Annotated in this window: 15 protein-coding genes and 1 pseudogene; 13 read left to right on the top strand and 3 right to left on the bottom strand. The window is 28.4% G+C overall.

Features of this window, described 5'->3' with window-relative positions:
* Positions 1 to 172: 172 nt before the first annotated feature.
* From Q0Y03_RS10425 to Q0Y03_RS10470, 10 genes and pseudogenes are all read left to right on the top strand, one after another.
* Positions 173 to 295, top strand: coding sequence for a hypothetical protein (locus tag Q0Y03_RS10425; RefSeq protein WP_297713791.1), 123 nt, complete (start codon positions 173 to 175; stop codon positions 293 to 295).
* A pseudogene (locus tag Q0Y03_RS10430) lies at positions 273 to 413 on the top strand (His/Gly/Thr/Pro-type tRNA ligase C-terminal domain-containing protein); the annotation flags it as partial. The gene Q0Y03_RS10425 and the pseudogene Q0Y03_RS10430, both read left to right, overlap by 23 nt.
* 121 nt (positions 414 to 534) lie before the next feature.
* Positions 535 to 1,515 carry a LacI family DNA-binding transcriptional regulator gene (locus Q0Y03_RS10435; protein ID WP_297713762.1) on the top strand — a complete coding sequence of 327 codons (981 nt, stop codon included), beginning with the start codon at positions 535 to 537 and terminating at the stop codon, positions 1,513 to 1,515.
* A gap of 193 nt (positions 1,516 to 1,708) precedes the next feature.
* On the top strand, positions 1,709 to 3,139 hold the full coding sequence (locus Q0Y03_RS10440) for a sucrose-specific PTS transporter subunit IIBC (RefSeq protein WP_297713763.1): 1,431 nt from the start codon (positions 1,709 to 1,711) through the stop codon (positions 3,137 to 3,139).
* A gap of 114 nt (positions 3,140 to 3,253) precedes the next feature.
* Positions 3,254 to 4,732 (top strand): sucrose-6-phosphate hydrolase, encoded by a 1,479-nt coding sequence (locus tag Q0Y03_RS10445; protein WP_297713764.1) that lies wholly within the window; start codon positions 3,254 to 3,256, stop codon positions 4,730 to 4,732.
* 246 nt (positions 4,733 to 4,978) lie between these two features.
* Positions 4,979 to 6,424, top strand: a complete 1,446-nt coding sequence (locus Q0Y03_RS10450; RefSeq protein WP_297713765.1) for an FAD-dependent oxidoreductase — start codon at positions 4,979 to 4,981, stop codon at positions 6,422 to 6,424.
* Between the two features lie 120 nt (positions 6,425 to 6,544).
* Positions 6,545 to 8,470, top strand: a complete 1,926-nt coding sequence (locus tag Q0Y03_RS10455; RefSeq protein ID WP_297713766.1) for an oligopeptide transporter, OPT family — start codon at positions 6,545 to 6,547, stop codon at positions 8,468 to 8,470.
* A complete protein-coding gene (locus tag Q0Y03_RS10460; RefSeq protein ID WP_297713767.1) occupies positions 8,460 to 8,804 on the top strand; it encodes a PqqD family peptide modification chaperone in 345 nt (114 codons plus the stop codon). Before Q0Y03_RS10455 ends, Q0Y03_RS10460 begins: the two co-directional genes overlap by 11 nt.
* A 163-nt stretch (positions 8,805 to 8,967) precedes the next feature.
* A complete protein-coding gene (locus tag Q0Y03_RS10465; protein WP_297713768.1) occupies positions 8,968 to 10,332 on the top strand; it encodes an MATE family efflux transporter in 1,365 nt (454 codons plus the stop codon).
* 283 nt (positions 10,333 to 10,615) lie between these two features.
* Positions 10,616 to 15,289, top strand: a complete 4,674-nt coding sequence (locus Q0Y03_RS10470) for a discoidin domain-containing protein (RefSeq protein ID WP_297713769.1) — start codon at positions 10,616 to 10,618, stop codon at positions 15,287 to 15,289.
* A 178-nt stretch (positions 15,290 to 15,467) separates the two neighbouring features.
* Here the strand turns inward: Q0Y03_RS10470 and Q0Y03_RS10475 are convergent, their stop codons facing one another.
* Together Q0Y03_RS10475 and Q0Y03_RS10480 are read right to left on the bottom strand one after the other, a co-directional pair.
* Positions 15,468 to 16,121 (bottom strand): FusB/FusC family EF-G-binding protein, encoded by a 654-nt coding sequence (locus tag Q0Y03_RS10475; RefSeq protein WP_297713770.1) that lies wholly within the window; start codon positions 16,119 to 16,121, stop codon positions 15,468 to 15,470.
* Between the two features lie 99 nt (positions 16,122 to 16,220).
* Positions 16,221 to 16,499 (bottom strand): CD3324 family protein, encoded by a 279-nt coding sequence (locus tag Q0Y03_RS10480; protein ID WP_297713771.1) that lies wholly within the window; start codon positions 16,497 to 16,499, stop codon positions 16,221 to 16,223.
* Between the two features lie 268 nt (positions 16,500 to 16,767).
* Here Q0Y03_RS10480 and Q0Y03_RS10485 point away from each other — a divergent pair, with 268 nt between their 5' ends.
* Together Q0Y03_RS10485 and Q0Y03_RS10490 are read left to right on the top strand one after the other, a co-directional pair.
* On the top strand, positions 16,768 to 18,564 hold the full coding sequence (locus Q0Y03_RS10485) for a S8 family peptidase (RefSeq protein WP_297713772.1): 1,797 nt from the start codon (positions 16,768 to 16,770) through the stop codon (positions 18,562 to 18,564).
* A gap of 15 nt (positions 18,565 to 18,579) precedes the next feature.
* Positions 18,580 to 20,349 (top strand): S8 family peptidase, encoded by a 1,770-nt coding sequence (locus Q0Y03_RS10490; protein ID WP_297713773.1) that lies wholly within the window; start codon positions 18,580 to 18,582, stop codon positions 20,347 to 20,349.
* A gap of 108 nt (positions 20,350 to 20,457) precedes the next feature.
* On the opposite strand, the gene Q0Y03_RS10495 is transcribed toward Q0Y03_RS10490, so the two are convergent.
* Positions 20,458 to 22,092 carry a M20/M25/M40 family metallo-hydrolase gene (locus Q0Y03_RS10495; protein WP_297713775.1) on the bottom strand — a complete coding sequence of 545 codons (1,635 nt, stop codon included), beginning with the start codon at positions 22,090 to 22,092 and terminating at the stop codon, positions 20,458 to 20,460.
* Positions 22,093 to 22,295: 203 nt separating this feature from the next.
* On the opposite strand from Q0Y03_RS10495, the gene Q0Y03_RS10500 reads away from it, so the two are divergent.
* Positions 22,296 to 23,939, top strand: coding sequence for a potassium/proton antiporter (locus Q0Y03_RS10500; RefSeq protein WP_297713776.1), 1,644 nt, complete (start codon positions 22,296 to 22,298; stop codon positions 23,937 to 23,939).
* The last annotated feature ends 189 nt before the right edge of the window (positions 23,940 to 24,128 follow it).

Genomic DNA, 24,128 nt, shown 5'->3' on the forward strand with positions numbered 1-24,128 from the left:
ATCCTTTCATGGTTATTTTTGTTTTGTAGGAGATTCAATTTTAACATGAAATTAGGGGGTCGTTGTTTTTTTATACAAAAAAACTTGCGAAACCTTGATATATAAAGATTTAAAAAGAGAAGTAGTGTAGAAAACTTTACAATAACTAAATTATTTTAGGAGTGAATTAATTATGAAAAGAAATATTATAAAACCAAGTATATTACCAGGATTTATGGAGTTATTACCAAAGGATCAACAAATATTTAATGATATAATATCTAGAATAACAAAAGAAGAAAATGAATTATGCTAATAAATTAGGTGTTAGCAATGTAATTTTAATTGGTGAAGATGAAGTTAAGAAAAAGAGAGTTAAGGTAAAAAATATGAATAGTGGTGATGTTATAAGCAGTGATTATAAGTTGATATAAAATATTATTAGTATTATTGCGTTGTTAATAATTTAGCTATTGTATATAATTAAAAAAGAGTTTTAATATGAATTTATTAAAATATCGCAGATAATTAATAAATATCTAAGGAGAGACATAAATGGTAACTATTAAAGACGTTGCAAAAGAAGCTGGAGTATCTGTAGGGACAGTCTCAAATGTAATAAATAATATACAAGTTAAGCCCGCTACAAAAATAAAAGTAGAAGAAGCAATTAAAAAGCTAAATTATGAACCTAATATTTATGCTAGAGGATTTAAGATTAATCGAACTAATACTATTGCTGTGATCTTACCTACAATATGGAATCCATTTTTTAGCGAATTAGCTTATAACTTAGAAAGAAATTTAAGAAGTTTCGGAATGAAGATGATTCTTTGTAATTCAAATAAGGACAATAATGCTGAGATAGAATATATAACTATGGCTAAGCAAAATAAAATGGATGGTGTAATAGCTATAACTTATAGTGATATTGATGAGTATGTTTCTGAAAAAATACCATTTGTAAGTATTGATAGATATTTTTCTAAAAATATAACTTATGTGTCGAGTAATAATTTTGATGGTGGTAAGCTTGCGGCTAAAAAGCTAGTAGACCTTGGCTGTAAAAAGATAGCATATATAGGGCGAGGATCAAAAATAAATAATGCAACAAGAAAAAGGAAAGATGGATTTATTAGTTATTGTAAGGAAAATAACATAGATTATGAAATATGTGAATTATTAGATTCAGCTGAAGAGTTCGATAAGTTACTTGGTAAGTTTATAGAAAATTATTTTAAAAATGATATAAAGATACAAGGCATTTTTGCTGTAACAGATGAGTACGCAGTAGATTTTATAAATAAATTAAAAAAATATAATATAGAGGTTCCAAGAGATGTTCAAGTAATTGGATTTGATGGAAGTAAGTCATCAGCTACAGATACAGTGAAGATATCAACTATTAGACAACCAGTTGAACTAATAGCAGAAGAAGCTGTTAAAGCTTTAATAAATATTATAGAAAGTAAAAAAGTTAAGAAGGAAATAATTTTACCTATTAGTTTTATTCAAGGGTATACAACAAAAACATAAATTATATTTTAGGATTTTACATTAATGATTTTAAAGTTTTTAATTTTATAAAGTTAAATTAAAAAATAAATCAAAAAAGTAAAATCCTAAATTTTTTTTGAAAATATATTGACGAATAGGTGAAAACGTATTAACATGATAAATATAAAATGAAACGTTTCAAAAAACACAAGATCCAGGAGGGTGGATAAAGATGAGTAAGAATTATAAAGAAATTGGAAGTCAGATTTTAAGCAATATAGGTGGTAAAGAAAATGTAGTTAGTGCAGCTCATTGTGCAACTCGTTTAAGATTAGTTCTTAAAGATGATTCAAAGATAAATATTAAAGCAATTGAAGAAATGTCAGCTGTTAAAGGAAGTTTTAATACATCAGGACAATTTCAAGTTATCTTAGGTTCTGGTGTTGTTGATGAGGTTTATAAAGAATTTATACAATTAGCCAATATTAAAGAAGGTAGTAAAGAAGAGTTAAAAAAAGAAGCAGATAAAAAATTAAATCCTCTACAAAGATTATTAAAATCTTTAGCTGATGTTTTTGTTCCTATATTACCAATATTAGTTGCAGCAGGACTATTAATGGGAATCAATAATATATTAACATCTCAAGGATTATTCATTGAGGGACAATCTATAGTTGAAGCATATCCACAGTTTAAAGATTTAGCAGAATTAATAAATACATTTGCTAATACAGGATTTGCATTTTTACCAATATTTTTAGGGTTCTCAGCTGCGAAAGCTTTTGGAGGAAATCCTTATTTAGGTGCTTGTATAGGTGCACTTATGATACATTCAGATTTATTAAATGGATATAGTTATGGTGCAGCTGTTGTAGAAGGAACTGTACCTGTATGGAATATATTTGGACTAACTATAGCTAAGGTTGGATATCAAGGAACAGTATTACCAGTTTTAGCTGCGGCTTTTGTTTTAGCTAAGGTAGAAAAAATGTTACATAAAGTTATACCATCAGTATTAAATAACTTATTAACGCCATTATTTACTGTGTTTATTACTGGTATATTAACATTTGTTGTTATAGGACCTGTAATGAGGGGTGTTGGTGATGGAATAACAACAGGATTATTATGGTTAATTAATACATTAGGTCCAGTAGGTGGAGCAATATTTGGATTCTTATATGCGCCAATAGTTATAACAGGTATGCATCACAGTTTTGTAGCTATAGAAACTCAGTTATTAGCAGATATAGCAACTACAGGAGGATCATTTATATTCCCTGTAGCAGCAATGTCAAATGTAGCACAAGGTGCAGCAGCATTAGCAGTAATTTTTATCTTAAGAAAAGATTCAAAGATGAAGGGGATAGCATCAGCATCAGGAATTTCAGCTTTACTTGGAATAACTGAGCCAGCAATATTTGGTGTAAATTTAAAATTACGTTATCCATTCTTTGGAGCAATGATAGGATCTGCAATTGGATCAGGTTATGTAATGCTTACGAAAGTACTTGCAATATCTCCAGGGGCAGCAGGGTTACCAGGAGTTATATCAATTAGGCCTACATCAATAGTTAATTATATAATAGCTATGGTAATTTCAATGGTTACAGCTATTATATCAACAATTGTTATAGCTAAATTTATGAATAAAGAAAAATAATAGAGAAATTAGTTATATAAAATGTTTTATAGGTATAGAAGGAATTAGTATTATACTAAAGCCTTCTATTTTGTACTTAAAAATAATAAAAAGTATTATATTAGGAGAAAATGTATGAAGGAATGGACAAGAGAAGAAAGATATAGAACAATATTACAGGTATCAAATGAAGAAATTGCAGAATTAAAAGAGATAGTGGATAGTTGTCCGTATAGACAAATATTTCATATTCAACCAACTACAGGCTTACTAAACGATCCTAATGGATTCTCTTATTATAATGGAGAATATCATTTATTCTATCAATGGTTTCCATTAGGACCTGTACATGGAATAAAGCATTGGTATCATGTTTCTTCAAAAGATTTAGTTAGCTGGAAAGATTGTGGAGTTGGAATAATACCTACAGAATATTTTGAAAGTCATGGAGCATTTTCAGGAAGTGGTATAGTTGAAAATAATAAATTACATTTATTTTATACTGGAAATACAAGAAATGAAGAGTGGATAAGACATCCTTATCAATGTTTAGCTATAATGAATTGTGAAGGAGAAATAGTTAAAAATAATGAAGCTGTAATAAAGGAGTTACCAGAGGGATATACTGATAATTTTAGGGATCCTAAAGTATTTAAAGATGACAATAAATATTATTGTTTAATTGGAGCTGAAAGAAAAGAAAATTTAGGAACTATAGTATATTATGTATCTGAGAATTTACTAGATTGGAGCTTTAAAGGAGAAATAAAGACAGATTTCCTTGGAAATGGATTCATGTGGGAATGTCCAGATTATTTAAAGTTTGAAGATAAAGGAGTACTTATATTTTCACCACAAGGTTTAGAGGCTGATGGAGATAAGTATAAAAATATATTCCAATCTGGATATTTAATAGGAGATAAAATTAATTTTTATGATGGTAAATTTAATCATGACGATTTTAATGAGTTAGATAGAGGGTTTGATTTTTATGCACCTCAAACTACTGAAGATAAATATGGAAGAAAAATATTAATAGGGTGGATGGGATTACCTGAAATAGATTATCCTACTGATAAAAATGGATGGGCACATTGTTTAACTATACCTAGAGAACTAAAGTTAATAGATAATAAGTTAATTCAGCAGCCAGTAAAAGAGTTAGAACTTCTTAGGGGAAAAAATAGAAAAGAGGTTTATGAACTAAATAACGAAGAAAAAGATATAGTTGATTTTAATGAAAAAACATATGAATTAATATGTAAATTCAATAATTTTACTGGTAAATATGTTGGAATAAAGCTAAGAAAAGGTATTGATGAAGAAACTGTATTTTATTATGATATAGAAAACAATAAACTAGTATTAGATAGAAGTAAATCAGGAGAAGTATTTGCTACAGAATATGGAACTGAAAGAAAATGTGAATATGTTGGAAAAGAGCTAAAACTTCAAGTGTTTGTTGATACATCATCTGTTGAAATATTTGTTAATGATGGTGAAGAAGTATTTACATCAAGAATATTTACAAAAGATACAAGTGCAGGAGTGAGTGTATTTACAGATAAACAAACAGATGTAGAAATTGATTTATGGAAAATTGATAAAAATTAATATTGTTTATAAAATAGAATCCTAAAAATATTAGGGTTCTATTTTAGTTAGAAGCTTTTTTAATTAGTTAGAAGTAAAGTTCTTTTAGTAAGTAGCTCTCTTTATTAATTATATACTATAGTGAACAAAATTTTTTTATTATATTGACCATTAAATCTATAACTAAAAATGAATTATTTATACAAATAAAAATATATAACTGCATACAGATTCATAAAAGTGAAATAATATAATGGAGGTGATTTGATGAAATCAATATGGGACGAAAGTTGTAAATTTGATAAAAGAGAAGAGTTAAAAGGATATATAAAAACTGATGTCTTAATTGTTGGAGCAGGAATAACAGGAATATTAATAGGATATTTCTTAAAGAAAAGTGGTAGAGATGTAGTATTAATCGATAAAGCTGAGATTGCAAGTGGAAATACAAGAAATACTACTGCAAAGATAACATCACAACATGATTTGATTTATAATACATTAATTAAAGAGTTTGGAGAGGAAAAAGCTAAGCAGTATGCAGATGCTAATGAACTTGCTATAAGAAAATATAAACAAATTATTGAAGAAAGAAAAATAGATTGTGATTTTAAAGAGGTTCCTGCATATATTTATTCCTTAAATGAAACTGATAAAATAATAAAAGAAGTAGAAGCAGCTAAAAAGTTAGGAATAGATGCAGAGTTTATAGAAAAAATTGATATTCCATTAGATGTTAAAGGTGCTATTAAATTTAATAATCAGGCACAGTTTAATCCATTAAAGTTTTTGAAGGATATTTCAAAGGATCTAGTTATTTACGAAAATACTAGAGCAATAAAAATAGAAGAGAACTTAGTAAGTACTGATAAAGGAAATATAGAAGCTAATCATATAGTAATAGCGACTCATTATCCAATAATGAATGCGCCAGGATATTATTTTATGAAAATGCATCAAGAAAGATCTTATGTTATAGCTTTAGAAAATGCAGATAATAATATTGAAGGAATGTATATAGATTATGAAAAACAAGGCTATTCATTTAGAAATTATAAGGGATTACTATTATTAGGTGGCATAAGTCAAAGAACAGGTGAAAATGAGAGTGGAGGAAGCTATGATAAATTAAGAAAGTTTGCAAAGGAAATTTATCCAAACTCAAAAGAAAAATATCACTGGTCAGCTCAAGATTGTATTACTATAGATGGTATACCTTATATAGGAAGATATTCTAATAGTACACCTAACATATATGTTGCTACAGGGTTTAATAAATGGGGAATGACAAGTGCTATGGTATCAGCCATGATAATATCAGATTTTATATTAGGAAATGAGAATAAATTTTCGGAAATATTTTCATCAAAAAGGTTTGATTTATCATTATCAATTAACAATATTGCCAATGATTTAGTTGAAACAGCTAAGAATTTTATAGCTCAAAAAATATCTATTCCAAGTAGTGAAATAGAGCATATTAAAAATGGGCATGCTGGAATTGTGGAGTATAACGGTCAAAAAGTTGGAGTATATAAGGATAAACAGGGAAAAGAGTTTATTGTATCAACTAAATGCGCTCATTTAGGTTGTGAACTTCATTGGAATGCAGATGAATTAACATGGGATTGTCCATGTCATGGGTCAAGATTTGATTATAGGGGGAAATTGATAGATAGCCCTGCAGTTAACAATATTGTAGAAGATTTTTAATAAAAATATAATCTATAATAATGTAAATAAATAAAATGCATATAATAAATATATTGCAGTAATAGCATAAAATTAATATACTAACTATGTTGCAGTAATAAACGAAGGAGGAAATTATACATGAAAAACAAATTACCTAAGGAAGCTTACGGTGGTGTACATGGAAAAGATTATATTCCATATATAACTGATAAATCAAAAAAAGGAACTAATATTGCTGTAATGATAATAGGGATAGTTTTATCAGTAATATTTGCAGCATCGACTTCTTATTCAGGAATGAAATCAGGATTAACAGTAGCAGCAGGTATACCAGGTGCAATAATAGGTTCAATGTTTATAGGTATATTTGCTAAGGATAAAGGAATACTTGGCAAAAATATAACACAAGGTATGTCAAGTGGAGGAGAGTCAATCGCCAGCGGTATGATATATGTTTTACCGGCTATTATTCTAATTGGAAGTGATTTTACTTTCTTAGAGGGAATAAGTGTAGGTATAGGTGGAGCTTTATTCGGGATAGGAGCTTTATCATTAGTTTATAATTATTTAATAATTGAAGAGCATGGAAAACTTATGTATCCAGAATCAATGGCAATCTCAGAAACTTTAGTTGCCTCTGAAGGTGGCGGAGATGCTATTAAGTTTATGGGGATAGGTTTTGGAATAAGTGGTATTATAAACGTATTAACAGGTTCATTTTTAAACTTAATAAATAATACTATTACATATGTTGGAAGCAAATTTTATAAGTGGAAGTTTTCTATTGAAGTAAATCCACTTTTATTAGGAATAGGATTTATAGTTGGATTAGAAGTTGCATTAACTATGTTTGCTGGATCTATATTATCTAATTTTGGTATTGCACCATTAATAGGTTATTTTACAGATATGGCACAAGGCAATGCTCATGCATGGAATGATACAACAGTTCTTATAAATCAAATGGATGTAAATGCTATAACAGGAAGTTATGTTAAGTATATAGGGGCTGGGATGATGCTTTGTGGTGGTGTAATAGGTGCCCTTAAACTTATACCAACTATAGTTGTTTCTATAAAAGAAACATTAAAAGCAAAATCAGCTAAGGATGGTAATGGAGAAAAGAGTTCAGGTGAAATGATACTACTTTTAGCAGGTGTTGCAATAGCATTTATAGCAGGATTCTTTATTTCACAAAGTATTATAATGGCAATAGTATCTGCAATTGTGTCACTAATACTATCATTATTATTTGTAATAGTTGCTGGACGTTTAACAGGAACTATAGGAACATCAAATCTTCCAGTTTCAGGAATGACAATTGCATCATTAGTAATATTAACATTAGTTTTTGTAATAATGGGTTGGAAAGGTCAAGCAGATAATAAATCACTACTTTTATTTGCAGCATTTATGGTTGTAGCAATATCAGTAGCAGGTGGATATAGCCAATCACAAAAAGTAACTTATGTTATAGGTGGAAGTAAAAAAGAAATGCAAAACTATTTTGCAATAGCAAGTATAGTTGGTGTTATCGTTACTACAGGAACAATATTAGTACTTTCTAGCCAATTAAGAATTACTGGAGCAGATGCACCATTTGCTTTACCACAAGCAAATTTAATGTCTACATTAACGTCAGGTATAATGTCAGGTGATTTACCTTGGCCAATGATTATAGTAGGTGTTGTAATGGCATTATTTTTATTCTTATTAAATTTACCAATAATGACAATTGCAATAGGTTTCTACTTACCTATATCAACTACTACAATTATTTTAGTTGGAGCATTAATACGTGTATTTGTCGAAAAAATGAGTAAGAGCGAAGCTGATAAAGAAGTTAAGGTTGCAAATGGAATAAGTCTTTCATCAGGACTTGTTGCAGGAGGTTCTATAATAGGATTAATAGGAATTATATTACAAGTAACAGGATTAATAAAACCAAGAATTCCAAGTGGATTTGCTGCTAGTAATATGATGGGAATACTATTATTAATTGTTTTAGTTATAGCTACTACAATTCCAATTATGCTGTCAAAGGTGAAAAAGAATGAAAGATAATGAAGAAATTCTAAATTTAAAATTTAGAATTTGTGATAGTACTAACTATAAAATTGATGATAATGGAATAGTTACAGTACTTGAAAAACAGGATCATAAGATTCAAAAGTTTTTTAGAAAGTTAAGATTTAAAATTCCTTTATATAAGGAAATTACTCTTGATGAGATTAGTAGTGAAGTATTTACACAAATTGATGGAATTAAAACCGTTAAGGAAATAGGAGAGTATTTAGAAGTAAAGTTTGGAGATAAGGTAAATCCACTTTATGAAAGATTACTTACTTTTCTTAATCATATTTATGTAAATTGTAATTATATTGAAAAAATAGATTAGATATATACACTATAGAATTATTGTTACAGATGAAAGTAAAGAAGTTGATTTACTTTCATCTGTTTTTTTGTTATTTAATAAAAAGGTAGAAAATCTATTGACTTGTAGTGAGGTTAAAGTTGTATACTTATAAGTGGAAAAAAATACTATAGGGGTATATGATATGTTAAATACAAATGTGGATTTATTAAAAGGGAATATTTTAAAATCACTAATAATTTTTGCAATACCATTATTTATTTCAAATTTATTTCAACAATTATATAATACAGTGGACATAATGATAGTAGGACATTTTTTAGGAGATAAATCACTAGCTGCAATAGGGGCAAGTTCAGCAGTATATGAGCTATTAGTTGGTTTTGCGCTAGGAATAGGAAATGGACTTAGTATGGTAGTAGCAAGAAGTTACGGAGCAGATGATATAAAATTACTAAGAAAATCAGTTGCAGGTTCAATTATTATAGGATGCTGTATTACAATAATAATTATGTCTATATCACAGTTATCTTTAATGCCATTATTAAGAGTATTAAATACTCCTGAAAATATAATAGAAGAATCATATTCTTATATTTCAACAATTACATTATTTGTAGGAGTTATGTTTGCATATAATTTATGTGCAGGTTTATTAAGAGCTATAGGTAATAGCTTTATGCCATTAGTGTTTCTTATAATATCATCTTTATTAAATATAGGATTAGATATATTATTTATTACAAAGTTTAATATAGGTATAAAAGGAGCTGCAGTTGCAACAGTTATATCTCAAGTTATATCAGTCATATTATGCGTCATATATATATGTAAAAAGAGTAAAATCCTTATTCCTAAGAAAAAGCATTTTAATGTAGGAAGTGAGTTATATAAAGAATTATTAGGACAAGGACTTTCTATGGGGCTTATGATGGGGATTGTATCTACTGGAACTGTTATATTACAAAGTGCTATAAATGGACTTGGATATTTGACAATTGCAGGACATACTGCAGCAAGAAAGCTTAGTAGTTTTTGTATGATGCCTACAGTTGCCATAGCAAATGCTACCTCAACATTTGTTTCTCAAAATAGAGGAGCAAATCAAGGAGAAAGAATAAGAAAATCAGTATATTATTCTAATATAATATCTAATTGTTGGGCAATTATAATAATTATTATTTTATTCTTTACTGCACCTATAATGGTTAGAATCTTATCGGGGTCTAGCGAGGCTATAGTAATCAATAATGGGGCAAGATATTTAAGATTAAATGCACCTTTTTATGGAGTATTAGGAATATTGCTTAATTTAAGATATTCATTACAAGGCTTAGGACAAAAAATAACCCCACTTGTATCTAGTATTATTGAATTTATTGGAAAGATTTTATTTGTTATATTAATTATTCCGAAAATAGGATATTTAGGTGTAATACTTTGTGAGCCAATTATTTGGTGTTTTATGACTGCACAACTTATATATGCATTTTATAAAAATCCTTATATTGAAAAGTTTAAGATAGCTAAAGAAGTTAATGTTATGTAATAAGGTTTAAAGGAGAAAGAAAATAACAGTCTTTTTCATTTCAATTTTAACTTATTTGTTCTATTATATAAGAAAAATAATGAAATAAGCCAATAAAATGTTTACAATGCATAATATTCATAATATAATAATAATTGTAAAAAGTTATAAATTATGTTTTTATTGCATGCAACCTTCGGGGCATTCGCTAATCTATTTAATATATAGATTAGCTTTTTTTGCGTTTTTTAGGTTTTTATATATAGAAGCATAGTTTATAAACTGATAAAAGGGGGAAGAATCTATGAAAAAAAGGAACCAAAAGATAGCTGTATTAGCTTTAAGTGTAATGCTTTTAAGCAACTCTTTTACTTATGTTAAAGCTGCAGAAGCTATAAAAACAAATTTAGCTTTAGAGGATGGAGTAGTTGCAACATCTTCTGACGATGAAGCAGGTACTTTAGGCGCAGATAAAGCTATTGATGGAATTGTAGATTATGAAAATTCAACTGGACAATCAAGATGGGCCAGCAACACAACATCACCAACAACGGAAAATAAAAAATGGTTACAAGTAGATTTAGGAGCAGTAAAGACTTTCAATGAAATTGCTATTGAGTGGGAAAGAAAGAATGCTACAAACTATGTAATAGAACTTAGTGATAATGGTGAGGAGTGGAGAACGGTTAAGGAGTTTTCAGCTACACCAAGCGATTATAGACAAGTTATTACATTTGAAGAAGCACAAAGTGCTCGTTATGTACGTTTATCTATTGCAAGTTACAATTCTCAAGCTGCTGTGAGAAATACTGATGGTAGTGAAAAAACTATAACTTGGAATACTGTATCGGTTTTTGAATTAGAAGTAAATCAATACAAGAATATAGATAATATTGCACGTACAGGAAAGGCAACAGCGAATGCCTTTGAAGGTGGTGTATTAACTGCAGATAAGGTTAACGATGGTAATAAAGAAACAAGATGGGCAAGTGAAGTGAGAAGTGCAACATCATCTAATCCACATTGGGTTCAAGTTGAATTACCAGAGCCTAAAACAGTAGCTAGCTTTGCTATAGATTGGGAAAGAGATAATGTAATAAATTATGAAATACAAGCTTCTCAAAATGGAAGTGAGTGGGAAACAGTTTGGTCAAGAAGTTCAAGAAATGAAGAAATTAGAGAAAAGGGGAACTTTACAGAACCAAAAACAGCTAAATATTTTAGAGTTAAAATAAATGATTTTAGTCCAACAGGTACAAATGCATCAGGAACTACTAATACATGGAATACTGTTTCTATATATGAATTTGAGTTATTTGGTGAAAAATTAGACTTACCTGAACATACACTTGAATCTGTTACAAATGGAGTAGCAGTTGCACCAATAAATAAAGGGGATACTCATATGGCCATGCCAGAGGTTCCAGAAGGATATGAAATAGAATTTGTTGGTGCTGATTATGAACAAATAATAGGTGCGGATAGAACTATACATCAACCATTAGTTGATACTGTAGTTGAAGTTAACTTTACTGTAAAGAAAGGTGATAAAAGTAAAACAACAGCACCAATAAGAGTGACAGTGCCAGGAAAATATCAAGCAAATGTAGGAAATGAAAAGCCAAAGGTTATTCCAGAGTTAGCTGAGTGGTATGGAACAGAAGGAAACTTTACAATTACAGATTCAACTAAGATTATAGTTGATAGTGCTTATACAGAAGAGTTAAATGAAACAGCTAAAAAGTTTGCGGCTGACTATAAGGATATAGTAGGAAAAGATATAGTTGTGGAGCAAGGAACTGAAGCAGGTAATAATAACTTCTTCCTTACATTAGCAACAGATGATACTGGGCTTTGCAATGAAGGTAATATAATAACTATAGGTAATTCAGTTAAGATTGAAGCTAAGGCAGCAAAAGGTGCTTATTATGCCACTCGTTCAATACTACAAATTTTAAAGCAAACTAAGGCAACAATTCCACAAGGTATTGTTAGAGATTATCCAAAATATAAGGTTAGAGGCTTTGTTCTAGATGTTGCGAGAAAGTCTTATGAACTAGAGTCTTTAAAGGAGTTAGCTGAAACTATGTCATGGTATAAGCTAAATGACCTACAAGTTCATTTAAATGATAACTATATATTCTTAGAAGAATATATTAATGCTGATAAATCTAATATGGAAGATGCTTATAATGCATATGAAGCCTTTAGATTAGAATCAGATATTAGAAATGAACAAGGAGAAGGAATAACAGCTAAGGATTTATATTATACAAAGGATGATTTTAGAAGCTTTATTCAAGAATCAAGAGAGATAGGAGTAAATATAGTTCCAGAAATAGATACACCAGCTCATGCTATGTCTATAACTAAAGTATTTAAGAATTTAGCTCTTAAAGGGTGGAATCCTAGAATAAAAAATCGTCCAACAATAGATCATTTAGATTTAGGCAACCCAGAATCGTTAAAATTTGTTAAGAATTTATTTAATGAATATATGGAAGGTGAAAATCCAGTATTTGATTTAGGAACTACAGTTCATGTTGGTACTGATGAATATGAGGCTAATGCAGAACATTATAGAAAATTTACAGACTCTATGCTTGGACATATTCAAGATAGTGGTAGAACTGTTCGTATGTGGGGAGGATTAACTTGGCTTAAAGGAGAAACTCCTGTTAGATCTAATGATGTTCAAATAAATGTTTGGTCAAGAGATTGGGCAAATCCAAAGGAAATGTTTGAAGCAGGATATGATTTAATTAATACTCTTGATTCAGATGTATATATAGTTCCAACAGCGGGATATTATGCAAATTATTTAAATGCTCAAAGATTATATAATAATTGGGAGCCAAATAGCATTGGTGGCACTTATATTCCAGCAGGTGATGACCAAATGCTAGGTGGAGCTTATGCTATATGGAATGATTCTATAGATAAGAGGGATGCTAAGATTTCAGAATATGATGTATTTGATCGTTTCTTTAAACCACTTCCAGCTTTAGCTGAAAAGATGTGGGGAGATGGAGAAGATAAAACATTTGATGAATTAAATGAATTATCTGCAATTACAGGTACTGCTCCAAACACTAATCCATATTATACTGTAGATTCAGTAGGTGACGAATATGTAAAATATGATTTTGAAGAAGAAAGTATATCTGATAAATCTGGAAATGGCTATGATTCAATTTCGAAAGAGAATGTTTCATTTGAAAAAGGTAAAGTAGGTAAAGCTTTAAGACTTAATGGTGGAACTAGTTATGTAGAAACACCAATTAAGAAGGTTGGATTACCAAATTCAGTTTCATTCTGGATTAAGAAGGATGCAAATGCTCCAGAAGGAGAACAAATAATATTTGAATCTAAATCATTATCACAATTTGATGATTACGCTATAAAAGCTGTAGATAAGAATGGTAAAGTAGGATTTACGAGAGAAAGGCAAGATTTCTCGTTTAATTATGAATTACCAGAAAATGAGTGGGTTCATTTAACATTTGCAAGTAAAAATGAAAAAGCTATGTTATATGTAAATAATGAATTAGTTGATACTATAGGTAGTCGTCCAGCAGTAGGAACTATGTTAATACCTTTAGAAAAGATAGGAAGTGCTACAAATTCATTTAAAGGATTAATAGATGAAATAATAGTTGGAAATGGTATTTTACCAGAAGATGAAACAGTTATAGATTCTAGCAATTTTACAGTAACTGCAGATAATGAAAATGCATTAGCAGGTGGAGGCATTGAAGGACCAATAAGATTAGCATTTGATAATAATCCAGATACATGGTGGCATACAAACTACAGTCCACATCAACCTTTACCAGCAACAGTTGAAGTTGATATGAAGGAAATTAAGAATATTAATAAAATTACTTATATGCCAAGACAAGATGGTAATGCAAATGGAAGAATTACAGATTGTGATATTTATGTAAAAGCTAGCGAAAGTGATGAATATAAGCTTATTAGCAAATTCACTTGGGAAAATAATATGTCAAATAAATATGCTAAATTTGATGAAGTTGAAGCTAGATATATTAAGATAGTAGCAAATGCAGGAGCTGGAAACTTTGCAACTGCATCAGAATTTTTTATACATGAAGCTAAAGACACACCTGTTTTACCAGAAGTTGATAAATCAGCTTTAAATGAATATTTAGCTGGACTTGAAAATGTAGTTGAAGATAATTATACAGCAGAATCATTTGAAGTATTTAGATTAGCTAAGGAAGCAGCAGAGGCTGTAGCAGCTAGTGAAGAAGCAACTCAAGAGGATGTTAATGCAGCACTTGAAGATTTAAAAGTTGCCTTTGAATCTTTAGAAAAAAAGCCATCAATATCTGAAGAAGATGATAGGAAAGCTTTAGAATCTTTAGTATCTAAAATTGAAGCTTTAGATAAAGCAGAATATATAAGTTCAACTTGGGATAAGTTAGCTATTGCATTAGAAAAAGCTAATAATGTTTTAAGTAATGAAAATGCAATGGAAGAAGAAGTTTCTAAAACTTATGATGAGTTATTAAGAGCATTCTTAGAGTTAAGATTAAAACCAAATAAGGACAAACTACAAGATTTAATAAATAAGGTAGAAAGTTTGGATAAGAATAAATATACGAAAGAATCTTGGGCTAAACTAGAGGAAAAATTAGCTGCAGCTAAGGCTATTATGTTAAATGAAGATGTAGATAAGAATGAAGTAGATAAAGCTAAAGATGAATTAGAAGTTGCTTTAGGTGAATTAGTTGCAAATTCAGATAGTAATGATAATGATAACTCAAATAATAATATAAATGGCTCTGAAAATAATTCAGAATCTAATTCTGGAACTAATAATAAACCAGGAAATAATAGTGGTAAAGATAATGGAAGTTTACCTAAGACAGGTGGAACTTCAGCAGTAGCCGTAGGGTTATTAGGATTAACTGCAGTAGGTGGAGGTGCTATATTAATTAGAAAAAAGAAGTAAATACATTTATTAGAGAAGAAGATTGAAAAATAATAATTGATATCTTTTTAATTAGATATTACTATTTTGAGAATAGAATGGTAATAAAGAGTAGAATTAAGTCATAAAAGTGTTATTAGGAATAGAGCTACTCTTCCGTGAGTAGCTCTATAATTAAAAATAAATCTCACTAGTTAGGTTAAGTTATTCTATTAACATCTTTTAAAAGTTTTTCAAGTTTTTCAGTAGAAGTAATTCTTTCATTACATTCAACACTATTTAAACATATATGAAAACCAAGAGATTTATAATCATCTTCATTCCTAGGTTTACAAATAGGTGAGACAAATGCAACTTCACTTTCAGATCCAATATGATTACAAATAGTACATATATTGGTGTTGTTTGAAATAGAATTTGGAAGTCTACAAGCCATTCCTAAGAGTTTACCTTCCATATTATATGTGATAAGCAGCTTTCTAGTAGATTCATCAATCCATCCTAAATATACAAGCTTTGAATCCTCTATATTTAAAGTAGGAATTTTAAGTTTCTTTTCTTTTTTAAATACTTTAGTAAGCTCATTCCTTGTTATATTAGGCATGCCATATACATATTGATCCAAATCTTTTAAGTATACATTAATATGTAAAGGTTCAGTTATTTTACTTATATTTAGTATTTCTTTTTCTTCTTCTGATAAATTATCAAAGAAAGATAATATTTTCTCCTGTGTAATAACTTTTGTAGTTTCAACAATATTATTATCCACACAATTTCTAAAAGCATTATTTAAATCAAATAAACACTTTTTTATATAATTAAATTGTTGCTTTTTTATAAAAGAAGTCATAATAACACCTCATTTCTATCAGATTTAATTAAATATTAACAGTAAAACAATAACATGCTTAAAAGTGAATATTCAATCTAATAAATGTTTCTGTATTAATTATGTGCATATTCGTTTTTCAATACTTATGATTCTTCTTATACTTTTTTCTGATAAGAAATATTCTCTAGTTAGTTCATAGATAGGAGTTCCTTGAAGATATTTTTTATATATCTCATTATTCCTTATCTTAAGGCTACTCTTTATACCACTTTTTTCACCCCAGGATTTATGATTTTCACATTTTCTTGGAATATAAAGATATTCTCCATCTACATATTCTTGAATCATTTCAAGAACTTCTCTTGGTAACACATCTATTGCTTTAATATATTTCATTTTTTTGCTCCTTAATTTTAAAAATTTAAAATTTAAAGCAAAGAGTACTAAAATCTATGTGTTACAGAACCTAAAAAGATCAGCTAACTTAATAACTGCTTAGGCTCCAAACAAAGCATAGCTGATTTTTATGTAGTCTTTGCATGGAGCAAGTAGGTTTAAAAATGAATGTATTATATACTTTCATAAAAAAAACACCTCCTATATATAATTTAAATTATAGCATAATCATATAAATTTAATAAATATATAACTTGGAGGAAAAGTGATGGAAGGAGAGAAGGTTTGTAATAAATACTTAGATGAGAATTATGAACATTATGTTGTAGAATACAGAGGAGAATTTCAAGAACAAATAAATAAACTTGATTATGCATGTGGAACAACTATAACAGAGACATTAGCAGTAGTTGCAGTTGAAGTAAATAACTTAAATAAGTTAAGAGCAGAGGTTCCTGCAATTATTTTTGTTGAGGCTAAGAGTATATATGTATTGCAAGAGATAGATCCATCTAATGCTGATAATATACATAAACTTAAAATTAATCAATATTTAAATTTAACTGGAAAAGGTGTATTAGTAGGAATGATAGATAGTGGAATAAATTATCTTAATCAAGAGTTTATTAGAGAAGATGATACATCAAGAATTTTAAGAATTTGGGATCAAAGTGTACAAGCAAAAAACAAAAGTGATTTTAAGTTTGGGACCGTATATTATAACGAAGAAATTAATGAAGCAATAAAAGCATATAAATCAGGAAAGGATCCATATAGTATAGTTAATTCTAAAGATGAAATAGATCATGGTACTAAGATGGCAGGAATAATTGGAGCTAGGGGATATAATGAGCAAATGAAAGGGATTGCTCATGATTGTGATTTTTTAGTTGTAAAGCTATTAGAATCACCTAATTATAGAAAAATATTAAGAGAAAACAATCTGAAGCAGGTGCCTGTATATAGTAATGCTGAAATATTATCGGCAATAGAGTTTTTAAGGGAAACAGCTGAAGAAATCAATAGACCACTAGTAATTTTTTGTGGAGTAGGGAGTCATGATGGAAGTCATGATGGATATAATATTACAGCTAGGTTTATAACTTCTTTTGCGAATGAAGAAGGAGTTATTTTTGTTGCAGGAACTGGTAATTCTGGAGATTCAGAAGGGCATGTAATAAATTATGTGAAAAATGATGGAGATGTAGGAACAGTAGAGTTACTAATATCTAAAAATATGAAGCATTTGGAGTTTTATGTATGGATTCAGAAACCAGATATTATGTCATTAAATATAATAGATCCATCAGGAGAGGAAATGGGATATCTGGCTCCAAAAATATACTCAACATATGAAAAAAATTTTTATTTATTAAATACAAATTTAAAAGTAACTAGTTATAACCCAGAAAATTTTACTGGACATCAGGTATTTTTAGTTGTGTTTACAGATATTAAGAGTGGAATATGGAAGTTAAATTTAAGGGGAGAGTATATTACTAATGGAAGATTTGATATTTGGTTACCAGATAAGACTTTATTACCAGAGGGGACTAAGTTTTTAAATTCAAATCCAGATACTACATTAACCATACCTTCTACAGCGAAAAGAGTTACAACAGTTGCTTATTATAATAGCATAAATGATGCAATAGTTACATCGTCAGGCAAAGGGTTTGACTCTAATCAGACTATAAATCCAGATTTAGCAGCAGATGGAATTAACATTTTAACTACATCAGGAAATGATAATAAAATTGTACCTGTAAGTGGGAGTTCCGCAGCTACAGCAATTGTAGTAGGTGCAATATGTCTATTAATACAATGGCAAATTAATAGTTTAAAAGATGAAGGTGTATATTCAGTAAAGTTAAGAAGTTTTTTAATATATGGAGCTAGAAGGGATAAAAACTATGAATATCCTAATAAGGATATAGGGTATGGAAAATTAGATTTATTAGGATCATTTAATGTAATTGGTGGAGGTTATAGATATGAAGAAAAATATATGGAGTATTATATAAATAATTTATTTATAAGATATCCAATGGATTTAATACGTTAATGGGAGATGAATTAATTGAATAATAATGCAAATACAGAATATGTTTTTAATAGTCCTGATTATAATCATATTATGGTGCAATATTCAGGTAATATTCCCAATATACCTAAAAATGATAATGGATTGTATATTACAAAAGTAAATGATAATTATGCAATAATATCTTTAAAGATATCTATTACTGAATTAGTGCATGAGATAATAAGTAATAACGATATAGATAATATAAGAGAAATACTCGAAAAAAATCTTGATATTGGTGATTTTAAAATAATTTATATAATTCCTACTCAGTTATATACACTTCAGGAGATATCTGCAATTGATGCGGCTCAAGTTAGTACAGTTGGAATTAATACTGCTTTAAATCTGACAGGAGAAGGTGTTATTGTAGGAATTATTGATACTGGAATAGATTATCTAAGTGATGAATTTAGGGATGAAATCGGAAAAAGTAGAATAATTAGTATTTGGGATCAAACTATCGAATCAAATGAAAATGATTCAAAAGATGTGCCTTTTGGAACTATTTATACAAATGAAGAAATAAATAGGGCTATAGAAGCTTATGAGTCAGGAGGAAATCCTTATGATATAGTGCCAAGCAAGGATTTGAATGGTCATGGAACGGGAATGGCAGGGATTGTTGGAGCTACTGGAAAAAATAAAGATATAAGAGGAATAGCACCAAAATGTAATTTTGTAATAGTTAAATTAAGTGAATTTAATATTGTTAAAAAGTTACTAAGCACAAAAACACCAATTTTTGGATTGCCATCAATTTTTCCAGCTATAGAATATTTAAGAAAAATTTTATTAAGTGAAAAAATGCCTGTAGTAGTATTGTTACCATTAGGGAGTAATAATGGAGATCATAAAGGGAATACTTTATTTGATGGATATATAGAAAGTGTATCAAGTAATGTTGGAATTGTAATTGTAACAGGTGCTGGAAATGAAGGAAATAGAGATGAGCACGTATCAGGTATTATAAGAAATAGCAATGAGATTGAAACTATAAATTTATTTATTGAGGAAAATCAAAGATATATGGGAATGGAAATATGGATAGATTTGCCTAGTATTGTAGATATAAATTTAGTTTCACCTTCAGGTGAAGAAACTGGTTTTATTCAAGCAGCGACTAATATTCAACGTGATAATAAATTTATTTTTGAAAAAACTCAGGCAAAAATTTCTTATTTTTTACCAGAAGAATATGCAGGTGATGAATTAATATCTATATATTTTTCCAATATAGTATCAGGTATATGGCAGATAAAATTGAAGTTAAGAAGTGGAGAAATGGCAAGGTATAATGCGTGGATATGGCAGTATGGTTTATCATTACCCAATACTAGATTTTCACCAAGTGATCCATATGGAACAATAACAATTCCTGGAGATTCTACTTCGGTTGTTACAGTTGCTGCATATAATCAAAATAACAATAATTTATTAACTTATTCAGGACTATCATTTAGGCAAGAATATATAAAGAAAATAGATTTTGCTGCAGGTGGAGTTAATACAATGACAGTAGGGTTAAATAATTCTACTCAAATAATAAATGGAACTAGCTTATCAGCTGCTGTTGGAGCTGGGGCTTGCATTTTATTATTTCAATGGGGAATAGTTGAGGGAAATTATCCATATATGTATTCACAAAGTATAAAGACTTTTTTAACTAGGGGAGTTGTAAAGAGGGGGAAGGATGTATATCCTAATCCCGAATTAGGATATGGAATACTTAATTTTTATAAAATATTTGAAAATATGCATTGAGTTTAGTTAATTTAGTTCTTCTAGAATTAATGTACAAAGTTGAAAAATAACTAAAAAAATACTGAACAGTACAAAGGTGTAATGTTCAGTATTTTTTTATAGAAAGTATTACTCAATAGCTGATAAAGCAGTTAAAATTGATATATACACTAAAATTACAAAGAATATATTTACTGCTAATGCACCAAATGTTAATGCACAATTAAATAAATATATCATAGGAACATATAATATAATCACTAATGATACTGGAATTAGTAAGATAAATGATAAATATTTAATATTTACAAAGTTTTGTTTTATAGAAGCGAAAATTGATATTAATAATGCAGGAATTACAGTTAAATAGCTTGCTCCTGGTAAAACAATAGTTAATATAATTGATAATATTAATAATAATACTAATGAACCTATTATAAAATCATTCTTTTCAATAAAGTTTTTTGAGAATTTTTTTATAGTAAATATAAATGTTACAAGTACTAATAAAAGTACAGATACAAAAATTATTCCTTCAAACTTCATAAGTGGTAAATAAGTAAGCTTAAATTCTCTTCCGTTTAAAATTGCAACTATTCGACTAATAATGTATCCAACTATCATTGCTATTATTGTAAATCCAGTGTTTATTAATACAAATTTGAATACATTCTTTACATTTTTAATATTAAATTTTTTATATAAGTAAATTATTAAGATTAATATAACAATCAAGAATACATAGTTTAGAGTATTTGAGTATTCTATAAATTGATTTCCTAATATAAAGAATATTGAATCGTTAGTTCCCTCTAAATTTTCTGGATTAGAATATTTTTCATTAGTAACAAATTCAGTTACTATAGGTAAAACTTGATCACCATAATGCTGCATAGATTCTTCACTTAGATTTTCAGGATTATCATTAGGTGTATGATAATTTTCGATTCCATCTAAAACAGCTATATTAATTCCAGTTAAATTATTTTGTAAAAATACTGTAAAATCAGTAGAGTTAGGTAATAATCTATATATTTCAGATGTTATAGAATATGAAAATGGATTATTACTAGCCTTATATAAATCTAAAACAGCATTGTTATTAGGGCTTGTCTCAAACATTACAGCAGGACCTTCAGTTCCCCTTGCTTCAATATTAATAACATAGTTAACTCCATCAAAAATTTCCGCTTCTTTAACGGATTCTTTTGCGCCTAAAAGACCATACTCTTCACCATCAGTAAATAAAATTTTAATTCCATTTTCAAGTTCAATATTTTTTTCTTTTATAACTCTTAGTGTTTCTAGAATTGTAGAAAGTGCATAACCTGCATCTGCAGCTCCTAAAGAACCATCTGTTTCTGCATACCTTTCTTTCTTTGCATGAGAACTATCATAATGGGTAGCTAATAAAATATAGGAATCAGACTTACCTTTTACTTCAGCATAAATATTTTCAATGTCTACAAGACTATCACTTCTTTTTTCATAAATGTCTTCATACTTATAAAGTTTAGATTCTATACCTAGTGATGAAAGTTCTGAGACTAGATAATCTCTTACTTTTTCTTTAGCTTCAATATCAAAAATTGTGTGTGGTTCTTGAGCGATATTTTTTATATGCTCCATTTGATTATTAACATTAGTCCTACTATTATCGGTATAGTTTGGCTTTGATGGATTTAATGATTTAAATCCTATAAAGAATGATATAAATATGACTAATAATATTATTATGTATTTATTTTTCTTCTGTAAATTCATTTATTTTATCCCCTTTCGCGAAATATAATTGAGAAATATTATATCGTTGATAGAATATCATAAGTCAAATATTTTGTAAATCAAAATAATTAAAGTATAAAGTTTTTTGTTTCTAAATTTTATATTTCTAGACTCAGATAGGGTAATAAATGAATAGGATAAAAGGAGAAAGTAATGATTAAAATTATGCAAGTGGGGAATCTATGATAAATTTAATGATTATTTGTGCATTAGTATTATTAATGTGCATAACTTCTACTAAAATATTATATAAGTTTGGTGTACCAATTCTTTTAATATTTATGGTGTTAGGAATGTTATTTGGGTCTGATGGTATTGTTGGAATATACTTTAATGATTATCAATTAGCTAGTAAAGTAAGTACTATAGCATTAATATTTATAATGTTTTATGGAGGTTTTGGTACTAATTGGGGTATGGCTAAACCTGTAGCAGTACAATCAGTTTTTATGTCAACATTAGGAGTTGTTTTTACAGCTATATTAACAGGATTATTTTGTTTTTTTGTATTTAAAACAACATTATTAGAAGGATTACTTATAGGATCAATTGTTGGATCTACAGATGCAGCTTCTGTATTTGCAATATTAAGATCTCAACGATTAAATTTGAGAGGATCAATTGCATCTATGTTAGAGTTAGAAAGTGGTAGTAATGATCCATGTGCATATATGCTGACAGTGATAATATTAGGATTAATGGCTGATGGTGGATATGGAAATATAATTCCAATGATATTAAAGCAAATTATAGTAGGAGTAATAGTTTCAGTTGTTTTAGCTAAATTATCTATTTACTTATTAAGACATGCTAAATTTGAAATAGAAGGATTTTATCCAATCTTTGTAACTGCTATAGCAGTGTTAGCTTATTCACTAAGTGAATATTTTTCTGGAAATGGATATTTAAGTGTTTATATTACTGGTATTATAATAGGAAATGCAAAGATACCACATAAGAAAAGTATATTTCAATTTTTTGATGGTATATCATGGATTATGCAAATCATGTTATTCTTTTTACTTGGATTATTAGCATTTCCATCAAAGATACCATCAGTAATGATTAAGGGAATATCAATTTCAATATTTATGATTTTTGTAGCAAGACCAGTTGCAATATTTAGTATTTTATATTGGTTTAAGACACCTATAAAAGAAGAGATTTTTATATCATGGGTAGGGATAAGAGGTGCTGCATCACTAGTTTTTGCAATATTTGCTGAAACATATGGAGTATCAATAAATAATGATATTTTTCATATAATATTCTTTATAGCACTATTCTCAGTGGCTGTACAAGGTACAGTTATTCCTAAACTAGCTAAAAAATTAGATTTAATAGATAATGAGGAGTCTGTTTTAAAGACTTTTAATGATTATAAAGAAGACAAGAGTACAAGATTAATAGAGTTTACAATTGATGAGCATAATATTATAGCGAATAAAACAATAATGGATGCTAATATACCAGAAGATATTCTTGTAGTAATGATAAAAAGAAATGGGGATGTATTTGTACCAAATGGATCTACAGAAATTTTACCAGGAGATATCTTAGTTTTATCTGGTAACAAGCTTAAACACTTCAATGAATATAATGAAGATAAGAGTACAACATTAACAGAGGTTTCTGTTGAAGAAAGAAGTGGTTTAATTAATAAATCTATAAAGGATGCAGATATTCCAGATGATGTTCTTATAGTTATGATAAAAAGAAAGGGACAAGTATTAGTTCCTAATGGAAATACAATAATTAATCCAGGAGATATATTAGTTATAACATCGAATAATATGGAGGAAATAGAGGAATTAATAACTGTATAAATTATTAGAAATTCACAATAAATACATGGTGAATTTTTGTATAACAGAAGATAAGAGACTTTCAGAACCTAAAAAGCTTTATAGTGAAGAAGTAAAATAAATTTATGATGGACAAGTATTTGTTCCAGATGATTTAGAAAGAATAGAATTAAAATAAAAATCTATATAATAAGATTATAGAATTTAAAA

This window comes from Clostridium sp., assembly GCF_026168755.1.
Lineage (GTDB): Bacteria > Bacillota > Clostridia > Clostridiales > Clostridiaceae > Clostridium.